Origin of the sequence: Paenibacillus sp. GD4 (assembly GCF_030846225.1) — a bacterium.
Lineage (GTDB): Bacteria > Bacillota > Bacilli > Paenibacillales > NBRC-103111 > Paenibacillus_G > Paenibacillus_G silviterrae.
On sequence record NZ_JAVCYK010000001.1, the window covers coordinates 2,159,719 to 2,173,479 of the forward strand.

General features: G+C 50.7%; 17 protein-coding genes. 5 read left to right on the forward strand and 12 right to left on the reverse strand.

Going from position 1 to position 13,761, the window contains the following annotated elements; translation table 11 throughout:
* Nucleotides 1–130: 130 nt before the first annotated feature.
* From RAC89_RS10000 to RAC89_RS10025, 6 genes are all read right to left on the reverse strand, one after another.
* The gene (locus RAC89_RS10000) at nucleotides 131–1,378 is read right to left on the reverse strand and encodes a S1C family serine protease (RefSeq protein WP_306613324.1); all 1,248 of its coding nucleotides are present in this window, start codon (nucleotides 1,376–1,378) and stop codon (nucleotides 131–133) included.
* 187 nt (nucleotides 1,379–1,565) lie between these two features.
* Complete coding sequence (locus RAC89_RS10005) at nucleotides 1,566–1,880, reverse strand: DMT family transporter (RefSeq protein ID WP_306613325.1); 315 nt, start codon at nucleotides 1,878–1,880, stop codon at nucleotides 1,566–1,568.
* Nucleotides 1,880–2,224 carry a DMT family transporter gene (locus RAC89_RS10010; RefSeq protein ID WP_306613326.1) on the reverse strand — a complete coding sequence of 115 codons (345 nt, stop codon included), beginning with the start codon at nucleotides 2,222–2,224 and terminating at the stop codon, nucleotides 1,880–1,882. The genes RAC89_RS10005 and RAC89_RS10010 overlap by 1 nt, the downstream gene beginning before the upstream one ends.
* 1 nt (nucleotide 2,225) lies before the next feature.
* Nucleotides 2,226–2,819 (reverse strand): TetR/AcrR family transcriptional regulator, encoded by a 594-nt coding sequence (locus RAC89_RS10015; RefSeq protein WP_306613327.1) that lies wholly within the window; start codon nucleotides 2,817–2,819, stop codon nucleotides 2,226–2,228.
* Between the two features lie 134 nt (nucleotides 2,820–2,953).
* Nucleotides 2,954–4,291, reverse strand: a complete 1,338-nt coding sequence (locus RAC89_RS10020; protein ID WP_306613328.1) for an ABC transporter substrate-binding protein — start codon at nucleotides 4,289–4,291, stop codon at nucleotides 2,954–2,956.
* A gap of 215 nt (nucleotides 4,292–4,506) precedes the next feature.
* Nucleotides 4,507–5,388: a LysR family transcriptional regulator gene (locus RAC89_RS10025; RefSeq protein ID WP_306613330.1), complete on the reverse strand. Its 882-nt coding sequence runs from the start codon at nucleotides 5,386–5,388 to the stop codon at nucleotides 4,507–4,509.
* 131 nt (nucleotides 5,389–5,519) lie between these two features.
* Between RAC89_RS10025 and RAC89_RS10030 the strand changes: the two genes are divergently transcribed.
* Nucleotides 5,520–6,260, forward strand: a complete 741-nt coding sequence (locus tag RAC89_RS10030; RefSeq protein ID WP_306613332.1) for an SDR family NAD(P)-dependent oxidoreductase — start codon at nucleotides 5,520–5,522, stop codon at nucleotides 6,258–6,260.
* A gap of 3 nt (nucleotides 6,261–6,263) precedes the next feature.
* On the opposite strand, the gene RAC89_RS10035 is transcribed toward RAC89_RS10030, so the two are convergent.
* The 3 genes from RAC89_RS10035 to RAC89_RS10045 all read right to left on the reverse strand — a co-directional run bounded on the left by RAC89_RS10035 (nucleotide 6,264) and on the right by RAC89_RS10045 (nucleotide 8,804).
* On the reverse strand, nucleotides 6,264–6,737 hold the full coding sequence (locus RAC89_RS10035; RefSeq protein ID WP_306613333.1) for a nucleoside deaminase: 474 nt from the start codon (nucleotides 6,735–6,737) through the stop codon (nucleotides 6,264–6,266).
* Between the two features lie 52 nt (nucleotides 6,738–6,789).
* Nucleotides 6,790–7,167, reverse strand: a complete 378-nt coding sequence (locus tag RAC89_RS10040; protein WP_306613334.1) for a VOC family protein — start codon at nucleotides 7,165–7,167, stop codon at nucleotides 6,790–6,792.
* 296 nt (nucleotides 7,168–7,463) lie between these two features.
* Nucleotides 7,464–8,804 (reverse strand): MFS transporter, encoded by a 1,341-nt coding sequence (locus RAC89_RS10045; protein ID WP_306613335.1) that lies wholly within the window; start codon nucleotides 8,802–8,804, stop codon nucleotides 7,464–7,466.
* 364 nt (nucleotides 8,805–9,168) lie between these two features.
* Here RAC89_RS10045 and RAC89_RS10050 point away from each other — a divergent pair, with 364 nt between their 5' ends.
* Genes RAC89_RS10050 through RAC89_RS10065 form a run of 4 tightly spaced genes read left to right on the forward strand, consistent with a single transcriptional unit; the run spans nucleotide 9,169 to nucleotide 11,707 of the window.
* The gene (locus RAC89_RS10050) at nucleotides 9,169–9,486 is read left to right on the forward strand and encodes a winged helix-turn-helix transcriptional regulator (RefSeq protein WP_306613337.1); all 318 of its coding nucleotides are present in this window, start codon (nucleotides 9,169–9,171) and stop codon (nucleotides 9,484–9,486) included.
* A 40-nt stretch (nucleotides 9,487–9,526) separates the two neighbouring features.
* The gene (locus RAC89_RS10055) at nucleotides 9,527–10,471 is read left to right on the forward strand and encodes a ring-cleaving dioxygenase (RefSeq protein WP_306613338.1); all 945 of its coding nucleotides are present in this window, start codon (nucleotides 9,527–9,529) and stop codon (nucleotides 10,469–10,471) included.
* Nucleotides 10,472–10,473: 2 nt separating this feature from the next.
* The gene (locus RAC89_RS10060; protein WP_306613339.1) at nucleotides 10,474–11,088 is read left to right on the forward strand and encodes an alpha/beta hydrolase; all 615 of its coding nucleotides are present in this window, start codon (nucleotides 10,474–10,476) and stop codon (nucleotides 11,086–11,088) included.
* 7 nt (nucleotides 11,089–11,095) lie between these two features.
* Nucleotides 11,096–11,707, forward strand: coding sequence for a flavin reductase family protein (locus tag RAC89_RS10065; protein WP_306613340.1), 612 nt, complete (start codon nucleotides 11,096–11,098; stop codon nucleotides 11,705–11,707).
* Between the two features lie 46 nt (nucleotides 11,708–11,753).
* Here the strand turns inward: RAC89_RS10065 and rpiA are convergent, their stop codons facing one another.
* From rpiA to RAC89_RS10080, 3 genes are all read right to left on the reverse strand, one after another.
* Nucleotides 11,754–12,422, reverse strand: coding sequence for a ribose-5-phosphate isomerase RpiA (gene rpiA / locus RAC89_RS10070; protein WP_306613341.1), 669 nt, complete (start codon nucleotides 12,420–12,422; stop codon nucleotides 11,754–11,756).
* A 14-nt stretch (nucleotides 12,423–12,436) separates the two neighbouring features.
* Entirely contained in the window at nucleotides 12,437–12,760 is a 324-nt protein-coding gene (locus tag RAC89_RS10075; protein ID WP_306613342.1) for a 2Fe-2S iron-sulfur cluster-binding protein, read from the reverse strand.
* Nucleotides 12,761–12,875: 115 nt separating this feature from the next.
* The gene (locus RAC89_RS10080; RefSeq protein ID WP_306613343.1) at nucleotides 12,876–13,673 is read right to left on the reverse strand and encodes a putative protein N(5)-glutamine methyltransferase; all 798 of its coding nucleotides are present in this window, start codon (nucleotides 13,671–13,673) and stop codon (nucleotides 12,876–12,878) included.
* Nucleotides 13,674–13,761: the final 88 nt, after the last annotated feature.

Sequence of the window (13,761 nt, forward strand, 5' to 3'; positions counted from 1 at the left end):
TCATGGGTATTCCTACCCGTGCGTAACAAGGACGTAACAGAAAAAAAGCCGACCTTCCCCGGGTCGGCCCTCCGCATCATGTTTCGGCTCTGACGCCCTGCGGATTTCAACCCGCGGGCATCTTTTCGGGCTACTGTTTTTGAGCATTTTTATCTGTGACAATAACAGTAACATCGCTCTTCTGTCCATTGCGGATCACAGAAATCACGGCTTGATCCCCCACCTTCAGCTCCTTCACCTTAGCGCTGACCTCGGAAGCATTGGCAACCGCCTGTCCGTTGATCCCGGTAATCACGTCATACGTCCGGATCCCTGCTGCGAAGGCAGGCCCCTTCGGATCGATTTGCGCTATGACGGCGCCTGTCGCATTGTTCAATCGAAGGTCGTTGCTCCATTCGGCATTCACGTCTTCCATCGCAATACCAAGGTACGGCACCGGCTCCTTAGGAATCGTTACGTTATTTTTTAAGTTATCCAAGACGGACGCTATCGTAGTTGTAGGTATCGCGAAGCCTATCCCCTGCGCCTCGGCATTGACCGCTGTATTGATCCCGATCACTTCACCGTCCAGATTCAGCAGCGGCCCTCCTGAGTTACCGGGATTGATGGACGCATCCGTTTGCAGCAGGTGTTTATACTGCCGCGTGCCTTGCTCATCAGGAATGGTAATCGGCCGTTCCTTGGCGCTCAAGACGCCGACGGTCACCGTTTGATCGAATCCATACGGGTTCCCGATCGCAACAACCCAATCCCCGATATTCGAATCATCCGGATTTCCCAGCTGCAGATAAGGGAAGTCCGCCTCACCTTCGATCTTAAGCGCCGCAAGGTCAAGCTCGTAGCTGTTGCCAAGCAGCGTCGCCTTGAACGGTTTCTCGTATCCTTGTACCGTCACCCAAATTTCTTCGGCCCCTTCAATCACATGCTCATTCGTAAGAATATAACCCGTCTTTTCAAAAATAAACCCGGTCCCCATGCCTCCGTCCTGCAGAGCCCCCTGGCCCTCGTTCGCTTGTCCTCCGAAAAACTGGCGGAAAAACGGATCTGCTGCCGAAGCTCTGCTGCTCGCCTTTACCTTCGTCTCGATCTTCACCACAGCCGGACTCGATTGCTTAACGATTTGCGAGATATTCCCCGTCGAATTCAAGCTTAGGGAGGCGCTCTCCACCCCGCCGCTGTTCTTCGAATCCGCTGCAGCCGGCTTACCGGCCGAAGCACTGCTTACAGCAGCTACTGCCGCTGAGTTATGCGATGTAAATAAATTCAATTCGTCCGAGGCCAGCATTAAGCCTCCTGTCAAGACGGTCCCTGCCATAAATGCGGCAAACGTGCTCTTCCATTTGGATCTTGGTCTATTGTGCTCTGTATCGTTATTCATATACTGAACCTCCATCGTGAAGTCATTGCGGACTGAGCTTATCGCCCTTACAAGGAACAGTATAGAAGCCGATGCTTAAACCAGGGTTAAAATGAACTGAAGGCTAGGTGAGAATCCGCTGAAAGCGGGCTGAATGCTGCAGCGAAAAAAAGGTCCCATGACCAATTAGGTCTGGGACCGTACCATATCAACTCATGAATTTGAGGCCGATAGCGGCGCTTAGTACCATGGACATGAACAATATTCTTCTCCAATCCTTCGACTCTCCATAGAACAAGATGCCGACGATACCGGAGCCGACGGTGCCGATGCCGGTCCAGATGGCGTAGGCCGTCCCCATAGGAATACTTTTCATGGCCAAACTGAGGAGCGAGAAGCTCATGATCAGCCCTACGATAAATACAAGAAACGAGGCGGCTGCTTTTTTCCGGGTGATCATATTCATGCCGATCACACCTACAACCTCAAATAAGCCGGCAAAAGCAAGAAACATCCAGGCCATTATACAGCACCGCCTTTAGGCTCAGGGTTACTCGTTACCAGCTTTAGCCCCATTACGCCGGCGACCAAAACCACGATAAGTACGATTTTGAGCACACGAAAGGGCTCCCCGAACACGATCATTTCCGTCAGAACCGTGCCCATAGTCCCAAGCCCGGTAAAGACGGCATACACCGTGCCCACCGGCAAACCGGAGCCAATCGAACGGATTAATAAATAGAAGGATAAAGCGATAGCCAGCACCGTCCCCGTCCACTCCAAGTAATGATGAGAATGCTTCAAGCCCGTAACCCAAAGCACCTCAATAACAGAGCCGATAAATACAAAAACCCATCCCTTGTTCATTTCAAGTCACCTCCGGTTGCGATTGAATGCCGCGCCAATAAACAAGCCAGGAGGCTTGGGCCCGTTTCAAAGCACGCTCTGCGCCGCCGAAAAACAATTCCACGAACAATCCGTCCAGAGCAGCGGTATAGGCCGTAGCAGCGATCTCTTCATTCACGGCTGGACTGATGCTTTTGTCCGCGATCGCCTTATGAAATATGGGAACCAGCAGCTTTTCCAGCTGATCGACAAAATCGTTGCCGCTGTCGACCGTCTGCTGCTTCAGATGGACGGGCGGAAAAAATACCGTTCTGAGAAAAAAGTTGGTATTGCGATCCTTTACATAACGATCAAGATACTGCAACAGGAAGCCATACAGAACCTCTTTAAACGGTTCCTGCTGCGTTCGATGAAAATAATGCCGGACAAAATCCAATTCTCTGCCTAGCGCGTCGTGGAACACCTCGAGAAAAAGCTCATCCTTCCCGCTAAAGTGCGCATAGATGGACGGCTTCTTGATGCCTACCTCACTCGCAATATCCGCTAACGACGCCCCGTCATAGCCATGGATAGCAAATTGAATGAGGGCCGCTTCTTTAATACGTTGTACTGTCATAATGGCCACCTTCCTAACGGTCGTTAGGTAATTCTAGCATGGAGCAGGCTGTAAATCAAGAATCATACGGCAGGTATGAGAAATAGCCTGCTTACGAACGAAGCAGGCTTTCCATTATCCTTACGTCATACCTGTTATTTACTTGAAGAGCCAAGCTTTTTCTCATCGATGGCTTTATTGGCTGCCTCACTCGCTTCTCTTAGAACCGTATTGATATCCTTTCCTCCCTTTTCCGCCTCGGTTAATGCCGGACTAAGCTTCCCTGTCGCCAAGGAATCGTATAGGGTGAATTTATGGAAAGGGGACGGCTTTGTTTTGAAGATGGCGTCCACATGCTTCCCTTTCAGCTCGGGCTGGTTCGTTCCGAAGCTCTTAAGAAGCTCCGGGTCTGTGGAAACAGGCAAATAGCCGGCCTTGCTCAATTCAAGCTGCGGTTCATGCGAGGTTAAATAGGATACGACCAAAAAGGCCGCCTCCTTATTGGCACTGCTGCTTGCTATGGATAAGTTATGGGAATCAACCTCATATCCCATCCCCGGGCGCTCAGGAAAGCTCGGGAGCGAAACCATATCCCAGTTCAGAGGAGTTCCTTTGGCCGCTGTATCTGCGAGCAGCGTCACCATGTCAGCATAGAAAGGATACATGGCAAGCTTCCTGTCTTTAAGGAAGGCATCCCTGGAAACTTTACTGCGATTCTCATTTCCCGGGATCTTATAAGCGGAAAGAAACGTTTGGAAAATACGCTTGAAACCGTCGTCCTCGAGCAACGCCCGGTGCGTCTTTTGGTCCACGAAATTCAACGATAATTGATGGGCCATTCCGGTAATACTGTTAGGGTCAATCCCGTGGTAAGTGATTCCGTCTTGTGTTTTTGTTAATGCTTTAGAAAGCTCTATCGCCTCATCCCACGTCATACCGTCTTTGGGATAAGCTACGCCGAATTTATCGAAAATATCTTTGTTGTAATATAACACCGAAAAATTCATCCAAAGCGGCATGTGATAAAGCTCACCGTTCTCACCCCATACCTTTAAAGCATCAACGACAAGCGGATTCAGCTTACTGGTATCGAATTTGTACTTTTTGATGAAGTCGTTCATATCGTATAGAAGTCCGAGATCCTTGTATACAGCATAACGGGGAATGCTCTCATAGATGAGATCGGGGAAATTCCCGGCAACCACGAGCTCATCGGGATTGCTGCCCTTTCCTCTTCTAACGATTTCAATGCTGATATTGGGATACTTTTTTTGAACCGGTACGATAATATGCCTTTGGATCCATTCGTCCGGCTGAAGAAGACCCATATACAACTTCAAATGCACCGGCTTGGACGTATCGAATGCTTCTACAGCGGGAACCGGGGCTGCTTCCTCGGCGCCGTTGCCTTTCGAGCAGCTGGTCAGCATCGCGAGCAGGAACGAAATAGCGGTAATAACGGCAATCGTCTTGCTCCTTCTTCCAATGGTCATTATGAACAGCCTCCCTCACCTTCTGATCGTAGAATCGAACGAACAAATAAACCGCTTACATTTTTCGTTTCAAAGTACCGCCTCTCTCCTCCTTACATATGGGAAGAATTGTTTCAGAAACGTTTCTAAATCTATCCTAAACCTTGTTCCTTCCATTCACAATGTGTTTTTTTATGATAAAGCTACGCTAAATTACGAAATCAGCCCTGACATGTTTAGGCAAGCAGCTCCTGCTTCAGATATTGGTACAGCTTGGAGCCGGCCTGATGCGTCGGGTATTCCAACGGCTTGGAGAGAATGCCGAAATTCATGGAGATCAGACTCCCGCTTAAGGCTCGGATCGTCGTCCCTGCCGGAACAGGCTCCACCATGATCTTAGGCACAAGAGCGATCCCTAGTCCGCTTTCCACATAAAACTTCAAGGCGATCATGCTGCCGATCTCCATCGTATCTATGGGAATGTTTCCCGCTTCCTGCAGCACCATCTCCAGCTTTCTGCGGTACGGACAAGCTTCTGAAGTAATGAGCAGACGAGCATCCCGCAGATTTTCCGGCACAATCACGGGTAATGAGGCAAGCGGATGATCCTCCGGCATAAGGAGTACAAACTCCTCTTGGAACAAGGGCTCAAAATAGATCTCGGACCCCAGCTCGGGCGCCGAGCCTAACGCCAAATCCAGCTCCCCTTGGAGAAGCCGCGCGGTCAGCCCCGGTGTATTCCCGAATTCCAGGGAGATACGAATGTTCGGATATTGCGCCATGAATTTCTTCAAGATGCAAGGCAGACGGTAGCTGGCTGTCGGCTCCGTCACCCCCAAACGGATATTCCCGCTCTCCCCTAACAGCAGGTCCGACATGTTCGTCTGTAATTGTTCCATTTGCTTGACAATAGGCAGGCTCTGCTCGTAGAACAGTCTCCCTGCTTCCGTTAATCGGATTTTTTTCCCCCGTTCGAGCAAAGTGACACCCAATTCGGATTCGAGCTTCTGGATTTGCATCGTAACCGTGGATTGCACATAATTCATTTCTTCCGCCGCACGGTGAAAGCTTCCGTACTTCACAATCATTTGAAATGTTTTTACTGTCTTCAGATCCATCGGCAGGCTCCTTTGATTAAGGTTCATTTTATTTGAACTAAGTATTCATTTAATTCAATTATACAAATACATATCTTCGCTGTACAATCATGCTTATTAGTAATTCAGCTAAAGGAGATGGATGAACACAGATGAAGGTACAAGATAAAGTAGCCTTAGTTACCGGCGGAGGGACAGGGATCGGCAGAGCCACCTGCCTTGCACTTGCTGAAAGAGGAGCCCTCGTTGCCGTGAATTATTCGCGCTCCCAAGCGGAAGCGGAAGAGACGGTACAATGGATTGAGCGGCAAGGCGGTCGCGCCATAGCCATACAGGGGGACGTTTCGCGGGACAGCGACGTTAAGGGAATGGTAGAAGAGATAGCGCAGCAATTCGGGACGATCGATTTGCTTGTGAATAATGCCAGCGTGACCCGGCATATCCCGCTTGGCGATTTGGAAGAGGCAACGGAGGAGGTATGGGATGAGCTGTTCGATGTGAATGTCAAAGGAATGTTCTATTGCGCGCGCGCTGTCGCCCCTTACATGAAGAAGAGCAAGCAAGGAGCGATCGTCAATCTCGGCAGCATCGCGGGGCAAACCGGCCTGGGCTCTTCTCTCCCCTATGCGGTATCCAAGGCGGCTGTGCACGGTCTGACGAAATCGCTGGCCCGGGCCCTGTCTCCCGATATACGGGTCAACTGCGTAGTACCGGGGGCCGTTGCGACAAGGTGGTGGGCCGGTAGAGAAGAGCAGATGCACAGGCTGGCGCCTCAGCTGCTGCTGCAGCGCATCGCAGCGCCCGAGGATATCGCTTCCTTGATCTGTACGGCTTTGGAGCAGGAAGCGATGACAGGCCAGATCATTACTGTAGACAGCGGACAAACGCTGTAGGGCTTAGCTTTGATTGCTTCGCTCGCTCCAGCGTTGAAAGGGAGCCAAGCTGCTAGCCGGGCTTAGCTTCTCCAGCGGAATGCTCCTTTGCTCGGCGGGCCGCTTCATTTCCTCCCAGAAGCTTTTCAAGGGATCAGGGAACTGAACCGCGGCCGCCGCTTCTTTTTTGCTGCAGGCATAGTAGACCGCTTTGGGCTTCGCCCAGTAGATAGCCCCCATGCACATGGGACAAGGCTCGCCACTGGCGTAGACGATGCAATCGCTTAAATCCGTTGTCCCTAAGGCGGTGCATGCCTGCCTGATGGCGAGCAGCTCCGCGTGGGCGGTCGGGTCGGATTGCAGGTGTACGGTATTGACCCCCTGACCGACGATGACATCTCCCCGTACGACCAAGGCTGCGAACGGACCGCCGCCCCGATCCACATTGTGCACCGCCATCTGAATCGTTTCGTTCATCCATTGCTCATGCGTTTTCATTTCGATTTTCCCCCTACTTCCGAGTTGGGCGCTCGTTATTGGGCAACGAGTTTTACTTTTTCTCTATGACGGCAAAGTAATTTTCTTCACGATCCGCAAAATTGAATACTCTACCGGAAGGAAGGCTTACCATTTCCCCGACGGTGACATTCTTATTTTTTAGGTCGTTATACAATTGATCGAGATCGTTTGAAAAAAACATTAAAGAAGGGGTACCGAGATGCAAGCCCGGGGACATCTTCGCTATAAGCTCCTTATTATGAAGAATGATGCTCGTTTCCGAATCCTTAGAGGGAGCGAGTTCAATCCATCTCATGTCCCCGTTGCTTTCCTCGGAAATGACTTGAAAGCCTACGGTTTCCGTCCAGAAGTTTCTCGACTCATCCTGGTTATTGACGTACAGCATCACTTGACCGAGTTTGGTAATCATAAGTTCCCTCTCCTTTGAATATAAATAATGATTCAGCTTGTCTTCCTTCCAAAGTATAGCATATACAGAGGGACCTGTTTCTTTTCATTTGCTGTCTACCAAACTTATCCGTCATCGTAAGAAAAACCTCTTCTTTGTCAGAAGAGGTTCGTCCGTTGAGCGATTGCAGCTAGGCTTGCTTTCTTCCTTCCTTAAGCTTGACGAGCTCTTCCATGATGTCGGCTTGTAGTTTACGGTCCTGCTAAGCATGAAAAAACAACGGCCGCCGGAGACAGCCGTTGTTTTGTTTGTCGTTATTAAGATCCGGTCCCACCCGGCGCGGTCGATTCGAGCCCGCGGTTACGGATAAAGAGCGCGGTGACAAGCGCCGCGAGCGTACTGACAAAGCCAAATAAGAACAAACCGTGAAAGCCTGCGATGCCCTGTGTGTGGGTTACAATCGCCCCCATGATAGTCACCCCTACGGCCGTGCCGATATTCCGGCAGAACATAAGGAACGAGGTGGATATTCCCCGTTGATGCGGCTCGGCCAGCTGCTGTACGGCAATAATCGCTACGGTCGACGTCAGGCCGAAGGCGAGACCGACGACGGTAAGGCAAACGGTCGCGAAGCCGACCCCCGACTCTGCATTGATCAGCGTAAGCAGTCCGCCGGCAAGGACGAGCAGCACGTTGCCCGCGATAAGCAGCGTACGGAAGCCGTATTTCAGCACCCACTTACCGGCCGGCACCGCCACGACCATCCAACCGGCCGCCAGACCGAGTAGAGGAAGGCCGCTCATAAATAGGCTGGCTCCGGCAAAGCTCTGCAGAAACAGCGGAATGAAGCTGCCTACCCCGAACAGTGCAAGGCAAGCGACGAAGCCGTTGATGTTGACCCACCGAATCGTTCGGTCACTCAGCATGCCGAGCGGCACAAGCGGGGACGCCTGCTTCCTTTCGAACAAATAGAACCAAATGAGGAATAAGGCACCGACAACTCCGAATACGGCCCGATTTTCCTCCAGGACCGTTACAAGCAGCAGCAAGCTTACCCCGATCGTAAACAGGATCGCACCGATGTAGTCCACCTTGGCCGGCTTCGGCTCGTACACTTCCTTATAAGGAAGCAGCATAAGAAAAGCCAGCACACATATGGGCAGGTTCACGTAGAAGATCCAGCGCCAGTTCAAGTATTCCACGAAAAAGGCGCCAAGCATCGGGGCCAGCAGCGCCGCGAGGCCCCACATCGAAGTGAACAGCGCCTGGATTTTCCCCCGATTTTCCACCGAGAACAAGTCCCCTGCGATAATCATCGGGAACGGCATCATTACGCCCGCTCCTATCCCCTGCACCGCCCGGAAAATTACGAGCTGTACCATGGACTGTGACAATCCGCACAAGAGCGATCCGACGAGAAAGAGCAGGATACCGCAAGCAAACACCCGCTTCCGTCCGAACAGATCGGAAATCCGCCCGGCCACCGGCGCCAGCACTGTATTGAAGATCATATAAGCCGCGAACGACCAGGCATACAGATCGAAACGCCCCAGTTCTTCGGCAACGATAGGCATGGTCGTGTTCATTATGGTCGAGTCCATCGACGCCACCAGCATGGCCAAGACGATGCTGATCAAAACAGATGTACGACTTTTCATTCCCCTGCCCCCCGATCGGCCCGAGCTCGCAGCGCGCGATGAACCTTACTGCGGGCCGGCCATTCTCTATAGATACTTTCCATCACTTTACCATCATCCTTTTATGTAGAAATGTATTCCGCGGCTGCCTTACGAATTTGACAAGCAACTCTAATCATATCACAGATTCGTTTCTTATCTACAGCTTCATTGCCTTCGCAGAGGACACCTTCAGTTATCGCCAACTTGGGGCGGAGAGTCCTTCCTTGTCGGGCAAAATAATTTTCTAACTTTTATGAAGTCACTTACTTTTATTTATTAAAACTTTGTGTTATACTTACTATTGTAAAGTCACTTACTATTAATCAGATTGGAGGTGATACGGATGGAGCTCGATTACAAACGGTGTCCTAGCTTTGAAGCCGCGTTTGAATTATTGGGCAAACGATGGACAGGACTGATTATACGCGCGCTTCTGAGTGGGCATAAACGATTTACGGATATCTCCAAGATGATTGAGCAGATGAGTGATCGAATGCTGTCCGAACGCTTCAAAGAGTTAGAAACAGAAGGGATCGTCGTCCGTCGGGTATATGACGAAACGCCGGTTAGAATCGAATACGAGTTAACGGAGAAGGGCCGCGCGTTAGAACCCATGATGAAGGAATGTGAAAAATGGGCGGAGGAATGGTCTGCCAAGTAGAGGGAATCATAAATAATCCATCGGAAAAGGAGCCATTCATATGAATAAACACACTACCGGAATTCACCACATCACGGCCTTTGCAAGAAATGCTCAAGAAAACCTTGATTTTTATGCCGGTGTGCTCGGGCTGCGTCTTGTCAAAAAAACGATCAACTTCGACGCCCCCGAAGTGTACCATTTCTACTTCGGTAATGAATCCGGGAGTCCGGGTACTATCATGACGTTTTTCCCGTGGGCCACAGGACGGAAAGGACGAATCGGCGGCGGACAGGTTGGCATCACCACTTTCGTTGTGCCTGCCGGTACGATGGATTTCTGGGAGGACCGGCTGCAGAAATTCAATGTTCCTTATAGCCTTACCGAAAGATTCGGTGAAACGTATCTGCAGTTTACGGACCATGACGGATTACAGCTTGAAATCACGGAGCGTCAGGAAGGCGCGAACAGTGAATGGTCATTTGGCGGCATCCCCGTGGACAAAGCGATCAAGGGCTTCGGAGGTGCGGTTCTTTATAGCACGTCACCCAAAGAAACCTCCGCTTTACTGGAGAATGTCATGGGCCTTGAAAAAATAGCGGAAGATGCGAGCTGGACCCGGTTTAAGGGAAGCGCGGAAGTCGGGAATATCATCGACCTGAATGTGACCCCGGCAGAACACGGGTCAGGAGGATACGGAACCGTTCATCATATTGCTTGGCGGGCCAATGACTTTGCCGATCACGAGGAATGGAGAAGCCACGTTGCGCAAAATGGATATCAGCCGACGCCGATTATAGACAGACAGTACTTCAATGCGATCTATTTCCGCGAATCGGGCGGCATCCTGTTTGAAATTGCAACCGACCCGCCGGGGTTCACCCGAGACGAGGCTTTTGATAAGCTGGGCAAAGGGTTGAAGCTTCCCGAACAGTATGAGCCGCATCGGGCACAAATTGAAAAGCTGCTGCCGCCTATTCAAGTTCGTGAACTGGAGGTCGAGTAACGATGAAGCATATTTTCCAGAAGGGTTCGGACCCTGAAGCTCCTACGCTCGTTCTTTTCCATGGTACGGGAGGTACAGAGCAAGATCTGCTTCCGGTGGCACAAATCGTGTCACCGGCCTCATCGGTATTAAGTATCCGGGGGAACGTACTTGAAAATGGAATGCCGCGTTTTTTCAAAAGACTTAGCGAGGGTGTATTTGATGAGGAGGATCTCCTCATTCGAACCAATGAGCTTCATGAATTTCTTGGTGAAGCGGCGGCTGCCTATGGGCTGGACCGTACTCAATTCGTAGCCATCGGCTATTCCAACGGTGCGAATATCGCCGGCAGTCTCTTGTTTCACCATCAGGGGGCATGGAAGGGTGCTATTTTGCATCATCCGATGGTCCCGCGGAGGGGCATAGAAATACCGAAGCTGAATGGGACCCCCATTTTTATCGGTGCAGGAACGAATGATCCGATCTGTACCCCGCAGGAGACGGAGGAATTGGAGCAGCTCCTTCGCGACGCCGGGGGCGACATAACGGTTTCCTGGGAGTCATTCGGGCACCGCTTAACCCATTCCGAAGTGAACACCGCGGCCGCTTGGTTCCAGAGTCATTGGGGATCGAGGTGAACGGACGATGCTAAGAATTGATCCGGAGTTACAAAGCGAAAGGGACATCTATAAGCTGCTCACGGGAAGCATTGTGCCAAGGCCTATTGCCTTTATCACAACCCTTTCCCGTAATGGGGTATTGAATGCGGCGCCTTTCAGTTATTTCAATATTGTTACCGCAAATCCACCGCTGATTTCCATCTCGATTCAACGGAAGAACGGACTATACAAGGACACCACTCGAAACATACTGGAAACCGGTTCTTTTGTCGTTCATGCTTCGGATGAAACAAACATCGAAGCCATCAATCAAACGGCAGCCAATCTTCCGCCGGAAGAAAGTGAAGTCTTTCTTGCCAAGCTTACCCCGGTTCCCAGCGAAAAAATAGGCGTACCGGGGGTTGCAGAAGCAAAAATCCGTATGGAGTGTGTTTTAGAAAAAGCAATAGAGCTTGGGGGAACGCCCACAGCCCCTGCTTGTGATTTGATCATCGGTAAGGTCGTTTACTTACATATCGCAGAGGATTTGTATGAAAATGGGCGCATACATGCTAATAAATTACTGGCGGTAAGCCGCTTAGCCGGCAGCAGCTATGCTAAGCTGGGCGACCTGTTTGAGCTGGACCGGCCGAATTAAAGAACCGAGGGAAGTCTCCGGACTCCCCTCGGTTCTTTCATCATCCTCATTTCATTTTCGTCCGAACCACGCCACTTTGACTCCCCACGATGAGTATATCCGTCATATTTACGAATAAGCCGTTTTCTACAACGCCCGGGATTCCATTCAGCCTTATGGATAGCTCCTCCGGATTGGAGATGACTCCGAAGCGGCAATCGATAATATAATTTCCATTGTCTGTTATGTACGGCGATTGCTCCGCGCGGCGCAATTGGGTTTGACAACCAAGCTGGATCAGCTGCTTGTTTGTGATGTTCCACCCGAACGGAGCCACCTCGACGGGCAAAGGAAACCGGCCTAAGCTGGAGACACACTTGGATTCATCCACAATAACAATAAACTGGGAGGATATTGATGCTACCAGCTTTTCACGAAATAACGCTCCGCCGCCCCCTTTGATTAATTGATACTGAGGATCGACTTCATCGGCCCCGTCTATTGTTAGATCAACCCTGTCGACTTCGTTGATATCCATGATCGGAATTCCGAGCTGAGCTGCCAATTGTTCCGTATTGCTTGAAGTACAGACGGCCTGAATTCGCAATCCATCCTTGACCAGCTGCCCAACCTTCATGATGGCCCAGTAGGCTGTTGATCCTGTACCAAGTCCTACGGTCATTCCATCCTTCACGAATTCAGCTGCTTGTTCTCCTGCTATCTTCTTAGCATCCATGGTATCATCCCTACTTACTCTCTTGGTCTTGGGCCGGGTCCCATCCCCGCTTCAGTTACGGTTAGTACCGGTTTCACTTCCAGGTCGGAGGTTACCCGTATTTGGCAGGATAACCGAATATGCCCGTCCGGTTCGATTCCTTTGTTCTGGAACAATCTCGTTTCCAGTGCTGAAACAGCCGGCAGAACGCCCTCGAGCACTTCTACCCTGCAGGTCCCGCACTGCGCATGACCTCCACACATATGCATAATATCTACACCGTGATCCTCGAGAGCCAGAACTAATTTTGTACCTTCTTCGGCATCAAATATTCGATTACATACGGATACTTTGGGCATCTGTGATTTTCGACTCCTTATTTGCGCTTTACATACTAAATGACATCCTCACGAACATTGTCAATCAAATTGTTGTTGTAGTCAAACGGAATGGCACCAGCTAAGAGAAACACGTCTATGAATCAATTCGAACTCCGATGATAACGTTGGCGTCCAGTTCCTCGGAACGAACCCATTTGGGAATCAATCCGAATTGAGTAAAAAGATCGGCAGTCAGCGGCGCCTGCTTTTCGCTAGTTTCGACTAGTAGAACGCCCCCTTTTGCCAGCCAATGTGGAGCTTCCGCTACAATTCTTCGTTGGACGTCAAGTCCATCCGTTCCTCCATCAAGCGCAATCCTCGCCTCGTGGTCGCGGGCTTCCGTTGGCATGAATGGAATGGCCCCCGTAGGCACATAGGGAGCATTGGCTATCATAACATGGACCCGGTTATAAAGCTGCACAGGCAGGGGATCGTACAGATCCCCCTCATACACCAAGCCTTTGTCAAAGCGAATATTACGACGGGCGCATTGTACTGCTGCAGGGTCGATATCAACCGAGTGTAATTCAATACGCCCCACCAAAGCGGCTAAGGCCGCGCCCAAAGCTCCGGAACCGCAGCACAGATCAACTACCACGTCGCCCGGTCGAGTGAGGGCAACAGCCTGGCGAACTAAAAACTCGGTTCGTTGCCGAGGCACGAAAACACCTGGATCCAATTCAATTCGTATCCCACAGAAATCCGCCCATCCGACAATGTGTTCCAGGGGATAACCGGCAACTCTGCGATCCACCAGCTGTGCCAGTTCGCTATCATTCCGTGAAGAAGCCATAAGCAACCGGGCCTCTTCCTCGGCAAAAACACAACCGGCAGCTCGCAGCTTCCTTACAATTCTTTCCCATACGGCACTTCCATCTTCGCGATAATCCACATATCATCCTACTTTGGCATGGAATTGTATTCACTCCATTCTATATGTGTTCACTATTTTCCAAAATGTAAAGTTTTCCTTATATAAA

Excerpts from the sequence above, each read along its gene's own strand:
- RAC89_RS10000 (WP_306613324.1), bottom strand. The coding sequence starts at position 1,378 with ATGAATAACGATACAGAGCACAATAGACCAAGATCCAAATGGAAGAGC.
- RAC89_RS10005 (WP_306613325.1), bottom strand. The coding sequence starts at position 1,880 with ATGGCCTGGATGTTTCTTGCTTTTGCCGGCTTATTTGAGGTTGTAGGT.
- RAC89_RS10010 (WP_306613326.1), bottom strand. The coding sequence starts at position 2,224 with ATGAACAAGGGATGGGTTTTTGTATTTATCGGCTCTGTTATTGAGGTG.
- RAC89_RS10015 (WP_306613327.1), bottom strand. The coding sequence starts at position 2,819 with ATGACAGTACAACGTATTAAAGAAGCGGCCCTCATTCAATTTGCTATC.
- RAC89_RS10020 (WP_306613328.1), bottom strand. The coding sequence starts at position 4,291 with ATGACCATTGGAAGAAGGAGCAAGACGATTGCCGTTATTACCGCTATT.
- RAC89_RS10025 (WP_306613330.1), bottom strand. The coding sequence starts at position 5,388 with ATGGATCTGAAGACAGTAAAAACATTTCAAATGATTGTGAAGTACGGA.
- RAC89_RS10030 (WP_306613332.1), top strand. The coding sequence starts at position 5,520 with ATGAAGGTACAAGATAAAGTAGCCTTAGTTACCGGCGGAGGGACAGGG.
- RAC89_RS10035 (WP_306613333.1), bottom strand. The coding sequence starts at position 6,737 with ATGAAAACGCATGAGCAATGGATGAACGAAACGATTCAGATGGCGGTG.
- RAC89_RS10040 (WP_306613334.1), bottom strand. The coding sequence starts at position 7,167 with ATGATTACCAAACTCGGTCAAGTGATGCTGTACGTCAATAACCAGGAT.
- RAC89_RS10045 (WP_306613335.1), bottom strand. The coding sequence starts at position 8,804 with ATGAAAAGTCGTACATCTGTTTTGATCAGCATCGTCTTGGCCATGCTG.
- RAC89_RS10050 (WP_306613337.1), top strand. The coding sequence starts at position 9,169 with ATGGAGCTCGATTACAAACGGTGTCCTAGCTTTGAAGCCGCGTTTGAA.
- RAC89_RS10055 (WP_306613338.1), top strand. The coding sequence starts at position 9,527 with ATGAATAAACACACTACCGGAATTCACCACATCACGGCCTTTGCAAGA.
- RAC89_RS10060 (WP_306613339.1), top strand. The coding sequence starts at position 10,474 with ATGAAGCATATTTTCCAGAAGGGTTCGGACCCTGAAGCTCCTACGCTC.
- RAC89_RS10065 (WP_306613340.1), top strand. The coding sequence starts at position 11,096 with ATGCTAAGAATTGATCCGGAGTTACAAAGCGAAAGGGACATCTATAAG.
- rpiA (WP_306613341.1), bottom strand. The coding sequence starts at position 12,422 with ATGGATGCTAAGAAGATAGCAGGAGAACAAGCAGCTGAATTCGTGAAG.
- RAC89_RS10075 (WP_306613342.1), bottom strand. The coding sequence starts at position 12,760 with ATGCCCAAAGTATCCGTATGTAATCGAATATTTGATGCCGAAGAAGGT.